This window comes from Jiangella aurantiaca, from assembly GCF_004349105.1.
Lineage (GTDB): Bacteria > Actinomycetota > Actinomycetes > Jiangellales > Jiangellaceae > Jiangella > Jiangella aurantiaca.
On record NZ_SMLB01000019.1, the window covers coordinates 59232 to 73355 of the forward strand.

Consider the following 14124-nt stretch of genomic DNA (forward strand, 5'->3'; position numbering starts at 1 on the left):
GGAGTCAGAGGGCGGCATCGACCATGGCGAACAGGTCGGCGAGAGGGAATGGCTTGGTCAGGTAGGCCCTGACGCCCAAGCCCTCGGCTATGGTTCGGTCCACGGGGTCACTTCGGGACGTGATGATGATGACCGGAGTCTGATCGCCGCGCTCCTTGAGTTGTCGCAGCACGTCGAGACCGTCGATGTCGGGCAGCCCGAGATCGAGTAGCTGGAGATCCACACCCGTCCTGTCGATGCGATCCAGCGCCGCCTTCCCGGTCTGGACCCATTCGACGTCGTGGCCATGCCGAACGAGGGCCTTCTGGATGAAAGACGCAATCAGCGGATCATCCTCCACGATGAGTACCGTTGCCACCCGTTCTCCCCTGACGCACCGGCGGAAAAGGCCTGACAGGACGATGCCCGACAACCCTATGCCGCTCGTTGCCCCGAGCCAACCGCTTCCTGGTGAGCGCAGCAGCGTCCTGGCGCAGCAGGGTTCGAACCTGCGACCTGGTTTGTAAGGCTGCGCGACACAGCGCGAGCTCAGGACGTGCCGATGGCGAGCGACATGAACTCGCGCCGTGATCGCTCGTCGCTGCGCAGGCGGCCCATCAGTGCGGAGGTGACCGTCCGCGAGCCGGTGGCCGCCACGCCGCGCAGGGACATGCACTGGTGCTCGGCTTGGATGACGACGCCGACCCCCCTGGAGCCGAGGTGGTCCTGGAGCCAGCCGGCGACCTGCTGTGTCAACCGCTCCTGGACTTGCAGGTCGCGGGCGAACAACTCGACCACGCGGGCCAGTTTCGAGAGCCCGAGGATCCGCTCGCCCGGCAGGTACCCGACGTGGGCGACACCGTGGAAGGGAAGCAGGTGGTGCTCGCACAGCGAGTGGACCGGGATGTCTCGGGCCAGCACGAGCTCGTCGTACCCCTCGTGGTTGGGGAAGGTCGTCAGCTCGAAGTCGCGCGGCGTCAGCAGCTCGGCGTAGGCCTCGGCGACGCGTCGGGGCGTGTCGGCCAGGTGCGGGTCGGTCGTGTCCTTGCCGAACGCGGCCAGCAGGTCGGCGACCGCGCGTGCGGCCGCGCCCAGATCCGGCTCGCCTCGACCATGAACCACTCGGAGCCTGGCCGGCACGGCCGCGAGAGGCGCCGGCATCGCGGCCAATTCCGAGTCCGGTGCGCTCACCGGGCCTCTCCGGCGGCTCGGTCCGCGCTGACCGCGAGGCGAAAGAGCGCCACGGCTGCGATGAGCAGGCCGAAGTCGCGCAACGCGATGTCGTAGTACCCGGGAATGGTGAGCAGGTTGACGATGATGCCGGCCAGCCAGGCCGCCACCAGCAGTCCGCCCCACCGAGGGGCGAGCGCGACGACGACACCGGCGACGATCTCGATCGCTCCGACGGCATACATCGCCTGCTGGGCGGTTCCGGGAACGATGTCGTCGATCCAAGGCGAGAGGTAGATCGGCCAGTCGACCAGCACGTTGGCGAACTTGTCCAGCCCGAAGACGATCGGCGCCACGGCGAACACCGTGCGCAGCAGCATGAACGCCTGCCAGGACGGGTCACCCAAGCCACGAGCGACGGCGGAATCGCGCGACACGGATGCAGGAGACATGGTGGGCCGCCTTTCTAAAAGAAGAAGATATTGCTATTAGAGATCCGTCCACACTCTTCCGTCAAGACCTGTGTGTTTTAGAATGTCCGACATGGACGAGCGGTCGACCTCCGAGCGGATCGCCGCGGCGGTGACCGCCCTCGACGACCCGGTCCGCCGCGCGCTGCTCGAGCTGGTGTCACGCAGCCCCGAGCTGGTGAGCCGCGACCAAGCCGCCGCGGCCATGCGGCTCCCCCGCAGCACCGTCGCGTTCCACCTCGACCGGCTCGCCGACGCGGGCCTCGTGGAGGTGGAGTACCAGCGCCTCAGCGGGAAGACCGGGCCTGGCGCTGGACGACCGGCCAAGCTCTACCGGCGTGCCGAGGGCGAGGTCGCGGTGAGCGTTCCGGAACGGCATTACGAGCTGGCCGCCGAGCTGCTGGCGGCCGCGGTCGAGCAGGCCGGTCGCAGCGGCGAACCGGTGTCCGCCGCGCTCGCCCGGCTCGCGGCCGAGACCGGCCGGGCCATGGGCGAGGTGGCCGGCTCGCTCGAGCAGGCGCTGGAGGACAATGGCTTCGAACCGCGCACGGAGGCCGACGGCGGCATCGTGCTCGGCAACTGCCCGTTCCACCGGCTCGCCCGGCGGCACACCGAGATTGTGTGCGCCATGAACCTCGACCTGCTGCGTGGAGTCGCCCACGGCGCCGGAGACACCGACCACGTCATGCTGCTCGACCCCGGCGCCGGGCGCTGCTGCGTACGGGCTGGTGTCCGGTCAGGTTGAAGGCTCGTCCGGCGCCCCTCAGGAGCACTGAGATCACAGCAGGTGCCTCCAGTTCACGCCGCGAAGGATGCCACGCGACCATCGCATCAGTGGCGGCCAGGCGGGCGAGGAGAAGCGGGGTCGGCAGCCGGGCGGCAGGTCTCGAGCCGCCAGCACTACCCCGAGCCGTGACCGATGGGGAACCCACCCACAGGCACCGGAAGCCGGCCGGTCGCGGGGCGGTCGCCGAGGAGCACCGTCGCGATGCCCGTGTAGACCTCGGGCGATCCCACCCGGTTGACGTTCTGCGCGTAGGTCGCCAGCCTGGCGTTCGCCGTGTCCAGGCCGGCCAGGTCGTAGGGCAGTCCGAGGGAGACCGCGACGGTCGGGGTGCCGGTGGCCGCGACGTCGTTCAGCAGCTGCGCCTGGGCGGCGTTGGGCGCCCCTGAGGTGAAGGTCGTCACCACGGCGACGTCGTGGTCGGCGGCCAGTGCCACTGCCTGCGCCCGCACGGCGGCAGACGGTGACTGGGGTGTCGTCAGCGGGGTGACCGCCGTAGCGCCGAGTGCCGTCAGCTCGCCGGCCACTCGGTTGGCGTCCCGTCCGGCGACCAGGATGCGCGCGTCGCGTTCGACGGGCAGTGCGACGCCGTCGTCGTCTAGCAGCGTCATGCTGTCGACCGCCTGGTCGAGGCCCTGCTGGTGCGCCTCCGGAGTGCCGACGACGGTCAGCGCGTGCTGCGGGTCGGCGTAGCGGTTGCCCCACAGACCCATCTCGCACTTGGTCCGCACCACCCGGGTCGCCGACTCCCGCACCCGGGCGGCGGAGAGCTGACGCGAGTCGAGCGCCTCCACGAGGAAATCGGACACCGGCCGGGCGTCACCCTGCACCATGACGATGTCGGCTCCGGCCTCGATGGCCATTGCGGCGGCCTCGTGGAGACCCCAGGTGTCCCTGATGGCGTCCATGGCCATGGAGTCGGTGACGACGACGCCGTCGAAGCCCAGCTCCCCGCGCAGCAGGCCGGTGAGCACCTTAGGCGACAGCGTCGCCGGGAGATCCGGGTCGACGGCCTCGACGACGACGTGCGCCGTCATCGCGCCCTTGCTGCCGGCGTCGAATGCCGACCGGAACGGCGTCAGGTGCCGATCGAGCGTGGCGCCCTCGTATTCGACCGTCGGCAGCCCGGTGTGCGAGTCGACGCTGGTGTCGCCGTGGCCGGGGAAGTGTTTGGCGGCGGAGAGCACACCGGCCTCCTGCAGCGCCACCGCGTAGGCCGCGGTATGTGGGGCGACGGCGGTGTCGTCCGCGCCGAAGCTCCGCACCCCGATGACAGGGTTCTCCGGGTTGGTGTTGAGGTCGGCGACCGGGCCGAAGCTCCAGTTGATCCCGATCGCCTCCGCCTCGGTTCCGGCGACCCGCGCGGCCGCCGAGGTGGCCGCCGGGTCCCGGGTCGCGCCCAGCCCCATCGGAAACGGGTGCCCGGCCGCGACCGGGATCTGCTGGACCGTGCCGTTCTCCAGGTCCATGCCGATGAACAGGGGCACGCCGGACCGGGACTCCTGCGCCCAGGCCTGCATCCGGTTGTGGAAGACCGCGGCGCCGTCGGGCGTGCGGGGCACGCTGTTCTGCGTGATGAAGGAGCCGATGCCGTAGTCCTGGATCTGCGCGCGGGCCGCCTCGTCCGGCAGCGCACCGGACCGGGCGGGCTGACCCATGAGCAGTTGCCCGATGCGTTCGCGCGGCGTCATCCGGGCGACGAGCGACGCCGCGACACCTCGGCAGGCGTTCGGCGGCACCAGCGTGGGGTCGGGCTCGGCCTGGGCGGGCATGCTTGGTGCTGCCAGCGCGAGCCCGCAGGTCAGAGCGGCAGCCACCGCTGCCGCCGTGCTCCGGCGAAGGCGTCGGACGCGCGACATCAGAAGCTCAGCCCGACGACGGCGGCGATTCCCACGGCCAATCGGGAGCGGACGGATCGACGGGTGCGGACGGCACGTCCCATGGCGCATACCTTTCGCCAATTGATCTAGCCAACGGTCCCCCAACGTCCGATACGCGCCCTGGGGTGTCAAGCGTGGGCGTTCCTCCCCTCCGCGTTCCTCCGCTCCGCGTTTCCCCCTCCCCTGCGTGCCGGGCGCCGAGTTCGGCGGAGATCGTCCGGGCGGTGGCGAGGACGCGCGCCGATGGCGTACCCGGTCCGGCGGTAGTCGTCGGCGGCGCGGCGCAGGCCACTGGCGTCGTCGATGGTCCGATGGGTGATGGCCCGGCAGAGGGGTGGGCCCCCAGGGGATCGAACCCTGAACCCGCGGATTAAAAGTCCGCTGCTCTGCCAATTGAGCTAGAGGCCCCGCGGACAGGCTACCCAGTCCCGACGCCGACCGCCGACCGCCTGCCACTCCGATCGGCTACACCTGCGCCAATGCTCTTGACGGCCGGGTCACGGGGAGTTCATATCGTCGCTACGGATCGGTCACCTCGGGACAGGCAGAATGCAGAACATACTGGACAGCGTTGATCCCTTCATCGGCACCATGGCCACCGACCTGCCGCCCGCTCAGGGGCTGGCCGCGACGTGGTGGTGGCCGAAGGCGCAGGTCGGCAACACCCACCCCGGCGCGAGCTACCCGCTGGGCATGGTGTCGGCGTGCGCCTACTCCGGCGCGTACCCGACCGGCTACGGGGTCTACCGCATCAGCACCGAGGGCCAGCCGACGCAGCTGTACGAGCGGAACCAGGCGTCCGGGTTCACGCATTTCCAGCAGTCCGGCACCGGCGCGATCCGCAAGTACTACAACTACTTCCGCGTCACCCCGATGATCGAACCGCTCGACGCGCTCGGCACGCTCTGGCAGCTGCATGACGAGGTCGCGGAGCCGGGGTACTACGCGGCGACGCTTGACACCGGCGTTCGCTGCGAGGTGACCGTCGGGGCGAAGACGGCCGTCCATCGGTACACGTTTCCCGAGAGCCGCAGCGCCCGCGTCGTCGTCGACTTCTCGTACGGCGGGCTGGCCATCGAGCACGGCCGCACCGTGCCGCTGCGCGCCCACATGCAGAGCCTCGGGCGCGGCCAGGCCGAGGGCACCCTCGTCATGGAGGGCGTGCCGCTGTCGGTCTTCATCGAGGCCGACACCCCGGACTGGCGGCAGCTCCTCTGGTACGACCGTCGGCTGGTCGACGGCGGGACGCGGCTGGACTTCGACTACATCCGGCGGACGACGCTGCGGCCGTTCGGCCTGATCCTCATGGGGCCGGCGGTCGCCGGGCAGACGGTCGAGCTGAAGATGGGCTTCTCGCTGCGCGGGACGGAGCAGGCGCGGGCGAACCTGGCGGAGGAGCTCGGCCTGGGCCGAACCCGGTTCGACAAGTGCCGGTCGCGCACCCGCAAGAAGTGGTCGTCCTCCTTCGACCAGGTGAAGGTCGACGGCGGGACGCCCGCGCGGCGGACGGTGTTCGCCACCAGCCTGTACCACTCGCTCATCAAGCCGTGCTTCGCCGACGACGAGAGCCCGTTCTGGCCGACGTCTGGGCCGTTCGTGTTCGACATCTGCACGATGTGGGACATCTACAAGACGCAGATCCCGCTGATCACCGCGCTCGAGCCGAGGAAGGGCTCGGCGCTGCTGGAGTCGCTGATCCGGGTCTGCGAGGAGGAGGGCAACTTCCCGATCGGCTACCGCATGGCCAAGGGCGCGGACCGGTTCTTCCGTCAGGGCAGCGCGCTGGCGCATACGGCGCTCGCCGACGGATACCTGCTCGGCCTGGATGGCATCGACTGGGACTGGGCCCTGGTGCACATGCAGGACGACCTGCGGCGGGTGTACGGCGAGGACTTCCTGGAGAAGGACATCGCCCACCCGATCACGCACACGCTGGATCTCGCCTACGGCTACCACTGCACCGCGGTCATCGCTCGCGGCCTCGGCGACCGCCGGCTCGGCGACGAGCTGGAACAGCGGGCCCGGTACTGGGTCAACGCGTTCGACCGGGAGACCGGGCTGCTGAAGAAGTCGACGTACTACGAGGGCGGCCGGTGGAACTACTCGTTCCGCCTCCTGCACGACATGGCCGCGCGGATCGCACTGGCCGGCGGTGACGACCGGTTCGTGCACATGCTCGACGGGTTCTTCGGCTACGGGCAGCCGCCGGTCCGGCAGCTCGGCACGCCGCCGTTCGCGGACGAGTACAGCGCGGGCGCTGCGCTGCACCGGTTCGAGGGGCTGAACAACGAGCCGGACATGGAGGCGCCGTGGGCCTACCACTACGCGGGCCGGCCGGACCGGACGGCCGAGATCGTCCACGCGGCGCTCACGTACCAGTTCGCGCCGACCCCCGGCGGGCTGCCGGGCAACGACGACTCCGGCGCGCTGAGCTCGTGGTACGTGTGGGCGTCGCTGGGTCTGTTCCCCGTCGCCGGGCAGAACCTGTTCCTGGTGAACACGCCGGCGTTCGCCACGGCGAGCCTGGAGATCGGCGGCAACGAGTTCCTCATCGAGACGATCGGGCACCGCGAGACCCCGATCAGCAGCGAGACGGGAACCCCATCGGCACCGCAGTTCGTCCAATCGGCAACTTTCAACGGCAAGCCGCTCGACGGCGGATTCATCACAGGGAACGAGCTGCACGGCGGGGGCCGCCTGCAGATCGAACTGGGCCCGGAACCCTCGGCCTGGGCGACGAAGGTGCGTCCGCCGTCGGTCTCGGACCGTACAGACGGTTAGAAGACTCGGAGGTGTTGCCATGAGCCGACCCACCCGCCGACTGGTGATCGTCGTACGCGCCGATCCAGTGATCTGCGGCCATTCGGGCGAGGCTCGCAACCTCGCCGAGGTCGCCCTCACCCGGGGGTTCGACGACGTCCGCATCGTGACTTGGCCGATCCCCGCGCTGCAGGCCGCGGGCCTCCCGCTCAAGCCGCTGGACTCGATCCTCCCGTACAGCGCTGGCATCACCGTCGAACGTCCCGAGCCGGTCGGCGACTATCGCGTCCCCGACGGCCGGTACGTGCTGGGCCTGACCAGCCGGTTGTATGAGCTGTTCAGCGACGGTGTCCCGACGATGTGCATCTCGATGTACCTGACGCCGCACACGAACGCCGTCCTCGAGGCGCTGCGCGGCGCCCGGGCCAGCGGCGCCGGGTTCGACGTCACGACCATCGCCAAGGCGGTCGGCTCCGACATCACGAACATCGTCCGCACCAGCATCGCTGAGGGCCGGGCCGGCGCCGCGGCCTTCCTGCTCACGACGTTCCTGGCCAACGACGGATGCGTCGCGGTGTCGGAGTACACGCGCGACCTCATCATCGAGTCGGCGCGGCAGGTCGACGCCGCCTGCGGGACCCGGTTCGCCGAGGAGTGCGCGGCCCGGGTCAGCGTCAGCTACCCGCCCATCGACACCGGCGCGTACGTCGACCTCGACCCCGCCGCCGTCGACGAGGTGCTGGCCCGCCGCGGCCTCCGCCGCGACGGGTACGTGCTGTTCCTGTCGCGGGTCACGTTGGCGAAGGGGGTCGACGACCTCATCGCGGCCTACCAGGCGTCGGCCGCACGCGACCACGTCGCGCTGGTCGTCGCCGGGACCGGGCCGGAGCTGCCGCAGATGCGCGCGCTGGCCGCCGGCGACGACCGCATCGTCTTCCTCACCGACGTCGGTGACGAAGAGAAGTCGCTGCTCATGAACGGGAGCGCCGCCTTCGCGCTGCCCAGCAAGCCGCGGCCGGAGTTCGTCGAGACGTTCGGCATCGCGCTGGTCGAGGCGATGCTGGCCGGCGGCGGCCCGGTCATCACGACGACGACGGGCGGCATCCCGGAGTCCGTCGGCGACACCGCCATCGAGATCGCGACCGCCGACCCGGCCGGGCTCGCGGCGGCGCTCGACCGCGCGGTGCTGGAATTGACGCCCGAGGACCGGCGGGCGGCGGCGTTGCGGGCACGGGAGTACGCGATGCGGTTCGACCGTGTGCAGGTCTTCGACCGGCTCATCGACGACCTCGCCGTCCCGGCCGGCTGATTATCCGGACACACTGACAGAACGCTGACAGAACCTGGCGGAAAATCGTGCGGACTCTGTCAGTGCGCAGGGGTTCAATGGTCTCCACGCCGGGCGGCACACCCATCCGGTCCGGCGTGGCGACCTCGAAGGAGAACCCTGCCCGATGACCACGATCGACGTCTCCGCTGTCCGCACCCGATTCACCGGCCAGATCGTCGCCCCGGGCGACGACGGCTACGACCGCGCTCGCACCCTCTTCTACGGTGGCTTCGACCCCAAGCCGGCCGTCGTCATCCGCCCGTCCGATCCCGCCGAAGTGGCCGGCGTCATCGCGCTGGCCCGCGAGACCGGTCTCGACCTCGCTGTCCGCTGCGGCGGGCACAGCATCGCCGGCCACAGCGTCGTCGACGGCGGCATCGTCCTCGACCTCGCCCACCTGCGCGCCATCGCCGTCGACGTCGACGAACGCACCGTGTGGGCACAGACCGGCCTTACGGCGGGCGACGTCACCAAGGCCGTCGCCGAGCGCGGGCTCGCGATCGGTTTCGGCGACACCGGCACCGTCGGCATCGGCGGCATCACCACCGGCGGGGGCGTCGGCTACCTCTCCCGCAAGTACGGCATGACGATCGACAACGTGCTGGCCGCCGAGGTCGTCACCGCCGACGGCCAGATCCTGCAGGTCGACGCCGACAGTCATCCCGACCTCTTCTGGGCCGTCCGGGGCGGCGGCGGCAACTTCGGCGTGGTCACCCGGTTCAAGTACCAGCTGCACGAGCTGCCGGAGGTCGTGGGCGGCATGCTCCTGCTCCCGGCCACGCCCGAGGTGGTGCACGGATTCATCCGCGAGGCGGCCGCGGCGCCCGAGGAGCTGTCGGTCATCGTCAACGTCATGCCGGCGCCGCCGATGCCGTTCGTGCCTGAGCACGTGCGCGGATCATTGGTCGTGCTCGGCCTGGTCTGCTACGCCGGCCCGGCCGAGGAGGGCGCGAAGGTGCTGGCGCCCATCCGCGCCCTGGCCGAGCCGATCGCCGACTTCGTCCGGCCCATCACCTACCCCGAGATGTTCCCGGAGGGCGAGGGCGGCGAGGAGTTCCACCCCACCGCCGCATCCCGCACCCTGTTCGCCGACGAGCTCGACCTCCCCCGGATCACACAGATCCTCGAGCGCCTGCGCACCGCGCCGGCGCCCATGCGGGTGACGCAGTTCCGGCCGCTCGGCGGCGCCATCTCCCGGGTCGCCGACGACGCGACGGCCTACGCCCACCGCGGGCGGGCGTTCATGGTGAACGTCGCCTCGTTCCTCGACGGCCCCGACACCAGGGCCGAGCGGGAACAGTGGGTGCTCGACACCGCCGCGATCGCCGAGAACGGCGCACCGGGCGCCTACGTCAACTTCCTCGGCGACGACGGGCCCGCGCGGGCGCGGGAGGCTTATCCGGGCGCTACGTGGGAGCGGCTCACGCAGGTGAAGCGGCAGTACGACCCGGACAACCTGTTCCACCGCAACGTCAACATCCCGCCGGCGAGCTGACGGTGGGAGGGTAGCGCCGGGGCGGGTGTGCTGTCGCCCGCCCGGCGACCGGATCGAGGCCGAGCTCCGCGACAAGATCGGGCCCGCGCGACGACGTCGATCACGGAGAAACACCCCTTTCCCGCGCCTCGAAAGGGGTGTTTCCCCATGGTCATCAAGGTTCGGGGCGCCGCGGCGCTCGCCGAGCGGGAGGTCACCGGCAGCCGGGTGTGACCGCCGGCGGCCGGGCCCGGCACCAGTAGCCGGGCCTGACCAGCGGCATCTTTGCGCCATTGGCGCCTACCGGCCACGCAGAGTCCTTCCGCCACGGGCGGCGGCGGTGCCATCTTGTCCGGACCGGACATCCGGCACATCTGGTACCGACCACGTCTCGCCCTGCAGGAGGAGCCGTGCGATCTCGCCGCCCGAGCCGCCCGAGCCGCCCAATCGTGACCGGAACCGCCGTCGCCGCGGTGGTCGCCGCCCTCCTGCCGGCGGCGACCGCCCCGGCCACCAGTGCTCCCGCCATCAGCCCACCCGCCGCCGAACCGGCCGCGACCGAACCGGCCGCCAGCAACGGCACCATCACGCTCCTCACCGGCGACGTCGTCACGGTCACCGAGGAGCCGACCGGCGAGCGCACCTACGCCGTCACGCCGGCGCCGCGGGAGAGCGGCCACGCGGTCACGTTCACCACCGTCTCGGACGGCGAGAGCTACTACGTGCTGCCGTCCGACGCGTTCGGACCCGTGGCCGCCGGCAGCGTGGACCAGCGGCTGTTCGACGTCGCGGCGCTCGCCGGCCAGGCGGCCGGCGACGGGCCGCCACCGGTCATCGTCCGCTACGCCGGTGCCCGCGCCGCCCGAACCGCCGTCGCCGGCCTGCCCGAGGAACCACGCCGCACCCTGGAGAGCATCGACGCCGTCGCGCTCGACCCCGCGGACCCGGACGACGGCGCCGCGCTCTGGGCCGCCCTCACCGAGCAGGGTCCGGCCGACGCCACCGCGCGGCTGAGCGCGAGCGTCACGCAGGTCTGGCTGGACGCCACCACCACGGCCAGCCTCGACGTCAGCGTTCCACACATCGGCGCGCCCGACGCGTGGGCGGCGGGGTACGACGGCGACGGCGTCACCGTCGCGGTCCTGGACACCGGGGTCGACGCCGGCCATCCAGACCTTGCCGGCCAGGTGACGGCGACGCGGAACTTCACCGACACGGCGGCGGACCCGGCCGTCGTCACCGACGGCCACGGCCATGGCACTCACGTCGCCGCCACGGTGGCGGGCACCGGGAACGCGGCCGGTGGTCACCCCGGAGTCGCTCCCGGCGCCGACCTGATGATCGGCAAGGTGCTCACCGACGGCGGCGAGGGCCTGCTGTCCTGGGTGATCGACGGCATGGAGTGGGCCGCGCACAACGGCGCCGACGTCGTCAACCTCAGCCTCAGCGCGCCTGCGACCGACGGCACCGACCCCGGCAGTCTCGCCGTGGATGCGCTCTCGGAACAGACCGGCACGCTGTTCGTCATCGCCGCCGGCAACGACGGCCGGAACCTCGCCGTGGGGACGCCCGGCGCCGCCGGCAGCGCGCTCACCGTCGGCGCCGTCGATGACAGCGACACCCTCGCCGACTTCTCCAACCGAGGTCCGCGCCGCGGCGACGCCGCGATCAAGCCGAACATCACCGCCCCCGGTGTCGGGGTCGTCGCCGCCCGCGCGGCCGGGACCAGCATGGGCACGCCGGTCAGCGACCTGCACACCAGCGCCAACGGCACCTCGATGGCCACGCCGCACGTCGCCGGCGCCGCCGCGCTGCTGGCGCAGGCCCACCCGGACTGGGGTCAGCGCGAGCTCAGGGACGCCCTGGCCTCCACCGCCACGCCCGGCGAGTACACGCCGTTCCAGCAGGGCGCCGGCCGCATGGACGTGACCCGCGCGATCGGCCAGCGGGTGTACGGCCCGGTCAGCGTGGACTTCGGCCGCATCCCGAACCCGGCCACGGAGCCGGCCACGACGACGTTCACCTACCGCAACGAGACCGACGCCGAGGTGACCCTCGAGCTCAGCGTCACCGGCACCGGCTGGGACGGCCGTACCGTCCCGGCCGCGGCGGCCGCGCTCGACACCGCGACCCTCACCGTCCCGGCGCACGGCACCGCGACCGCGCGGTTCACCGTCGACCCGACCGCCCTCGAAGCCGGTGTCTACAGCGGCATCGTGACGGCGACGGCCGACGGCGTCATCGTCCGTACCCCGTGGAGCCTGTACGAGGGCGACGTCACGCACACCATCGACGTGCAGGCGACCGACCGGCGCGGCGAGCCGGCGGACCCCGGCCTGCCGATCTGGGTGGTCAAGGCCGACCCCGGCTTCGACGAGAACGACCCGTTCCGCACCTGGAGCCACTTCGCGTGGACCGACGGCGACGGCCGCGCCTCGTTCGAGGTCGCCGCCGGTGTGTACGACGTCTACGCCCAGATCACCACGTGGGACCTGCGCGCCACCGAGTCGACCATCGCGATCGCCGGCGAAGTGGAGGTCGGCGCCGACACCGCCGTCAGCCTCGACGCCCGCGACGCGATCCTGCGCAACCCCGACGTCGGCGAGCCCGTGGACCTGCTGTTCGGCGAGGTGGGCGTGATCCGGAAGACGCCGGACGGGCGCACGTTCGTCCTCGGGGCGCTGTTCGACCAGTCCAGCGAATGGCGGCTCCACACGACGCCGACGCCCGAGCCGCGGCTCGGCGAGGCGGAGTCGTTCACCAAGTGGATCTACGGCTCGGCCCTGGCCGACGTGCAGGCCGGGGGCATCCGGGTGCGACCGGAGTACTGGCCGCATCTGGCCGGGCCCGGGCTGGCCGGAAGCCGCACGCTGCCGCTCGTCTTCGCCGGCGACGGCACCGAAGCCGAGCTGCGGCCGGCCCGCGGCAAGCTCGCGCTGGTCCGCATCCGCATCCCCGCCGACGAGCCGTTCGACTACGCGTATGCGCTGAACGCGATCCAGCGGGCCACCGACGCCGCCGTCGCCACCGGCGTGGCCGGGCTGCTGTTCTACACCGATGTGCCCGGTTCGCTGGGCATCCAGATCCGCGCCGACCGGCTGTTCCAGCTCGGCCTGAGCCACGACGAGGGCGAGGCGCTGCGCCGGGCGCTGGAGATCCGGCCGCGGCTGCGGCTCGACGTCGACGGCCGCCGCTCACCCGAGCGCGTCTACCACCTGCGGGTCGGCCACGACGGCGGCTTCCCGGCGACCGGCGAGCACCGCTTCACCCGCGACGACCTGGCCACCGTCCCGTCCCGCTACCACACCGACACCGCCGGGCACGAAGGCACGCTGGCCTGGTTCGCGTTCAGCGCCAACATGGCCGACAGCGCCCAGATCGCGATCGGCGTCTACGGCGGCACCGAGCAGACCGAGCTCGTCGCCAGCACCGGCCCGCACCTGCGCTGGCTGCGTGAGGTCGCGATGGAGGGCGCCACGTTACGCACCTGGAACGAGTTCGAGCCCGGCGACCGGCTGCCGGCCGAGCGCTGGTTCGAGTCGCCGGTGCACTACGGCGCCCTCGACGTCGCCGGCGCCTACCCGACGACGCTGCGCTGCACGTTCTGCCGTCAGGGCGACCGGTTCGTCACCGGCCAGTACCGCCTCGACGGCCAGGCCGACCACTACCAGCACGCCTGGTTCGACCAGCCGGTGACGCTGCTGTTCCACGGCACCGAGGAGATCCCGGTCCGCGGCTCGGTGAACCAGTGGTTCCAGCTGCCGCCCGGCACCGGCGACTACCGCCTGACCATGGACTACGTCCAGCCCGGCCCGCCCTACGGGCTGGCCACCCGGGTCGCGACGGAGTGGGAGTTCACCTCTGCGCCGCCGTCGCCGGGCCGGCTGCCCGAGGCGTACTCGTGCCCGGTCGCCGCGCTCACCGACCCGTGCGCGTTCCAGCCACTGCTGCAGATGCGGTGGGACCTGGGGCTCGACCTGCTCAACACCGCACCCGCCGGCCGCCGGCACACCGTCGAGGTGCATGCCGCGGCGCCTGGCGGCGGCCCTGTCGCCGACCGGCTGCGGGTCTGGTTCTCCGTCGACGACGGGGTCAGCTGGCGGCCCGCGCAGGTCCGGGCCGACGGCCGCCCGGGCAGCGGCGACTTCCGGGTCACCGTCCCGCATCCCGGCCTCGACGCCACGCACGGCCACGTCTGGCTGCGCACCGAGGCGTCGACGGCCGCCGGCGACTCCGTCACCCAGACGATCGAACGCGCCTACCGGCTCACCGGCTGA

Annotated in this window: 9 protein-coding genes and 1 tRNA gene; 5 read left to right on the forward strand and 5 right to left on the reverse strand. The window is 71.7% G+C overall.

Features of this window, described 5'->3' with window-relative positions; all coding sequences use genetic code 11:
- Positions 1-4: 4 nt before the first annotated feature.
- The 3 genes from E1262_RS30360 to E1262_RS15370 all read right to left on the reverse strand — a co-directional run bounded on the left by E1262_RS30360 (position 5) and on the right by E1262_RS15370 (position 1601).
- Positions 5-358, reverse strand: coding sequence for a response regulator transcription factor (locus E1262_RS30360; protein ID WP_162605918.1), 354 nt, complete (start codon positions 356-358; stop codon positions 5-7).
- Positions 359-528: 170 nt separating this feature from the next.
- Entirely contained in the window at positions 529-1140 is a 612-nt protein-coding gene (gene folE, locus E1262_RS15365; RefSeq protein ID WP_132104048.1) for a GTP cyclohydrolase I FolE, read from the reverse strand.
- A gap of 26 nt (positions 1141-1166) precedes the next feature.
- Positions 1167-1601, reverse strand: a complete 435-nt coding sequence (locus tag E1262_RS15370) for a DoxX family membrane protein (protein WP_132104018.1) — start codon at positions 1599-1601, stop codon at positions 1167-1169.
- Positions 1602-1692: 91 nt separating this feature from the next.
- Here E1262_RS15370 and E1262_RS15375 point away from each other — a divergent pair, with 91 nt between their 5' ends.
- Positions 1693-2364: a helix-turn-helix transcriptional regulator gene (locus tag E1262_RS15375; RefSeq protein WP_132104019.1), complete on the forward strand. Its 672-nt coding sequence runs from the start codon at positions 1693-1695 to the stop codon at positions 2362-2364.
- 155 nt (positions 2365-2519) lie between these two features.
- Here E1262_RS15375 and E1262_RS15380 read toward each other — a convergent pair whose 3' ends face one another.
- Both E1262_RS15380 and E1262_RS15385 read right to left on the reverse strand, forming a co-directional pair.
- Positions 2520-4220: a glycoside hydrolase family 3 protein gene (locus E1262_RS15380; RefSeq protein WP_162605919.1), complete on the reverse strand. Its 1701-nt coding sequence runs from the start codon at positions 4218-4220 to the stop codon at positions 2520-2522.
- Between the two features lie 398 nt (positions 4221-4618).
- Positions 4619-4691: transfer RNA gene (locus E1262_RS15385), tRNA-Lys, on the reverse strand.
- Between the two features lie 141 nt (positions 4692-4832).
- Here E1262_RS15385 and E1262_RS15390 point away from each other — a divergent pair.
- The 4 genes from E1262_RS15390 to E1262_RS15405 all read left to right on the forward strand — a co-directional run bounded on the left by E1262_RS15390 (position 4833) and on the right by E1262_RS15405 (position 14124).
- Entirely contained in the window at positions 4833-7064 is a 2232-nt protein-coding gene (locus E1262_RS15390) for a glycoside hydrolase domain-containing protein (RefSeq protein WP_132104021.1), read from the forward strand.
- 19 nt (positions 7065-7083) lie between these two features.
- Positions 7084-8352, forward strand: coding sequence for a glycosyltransferase (locus E1262_RS15395; protein ID WP_132104022.1), 1269 nt, complete (start codon positions 7084-7086; stop codon positions 8350-8352).
- Between the two features lie 145 nt (positions 8353-8497).
- Entirely contained in the window at positions 8498-9868 is a 1371-nt protein-coding gene (locus E1262_RS15400; RefSeq protein WP_132104023.1) for an FAD-binding oxidoreductase, read from the forward strand.
- A 428-nt stretch (positions 9869-10296) separates the two neighbouring features.
- Entirely contained in the window at positions 10297-14124 is a 3828-nt protein-coding gene (locus E1262_RS15405; RefSeq protein WP_132104024.1) for a S8 family serine peptidase, read from the forward strand.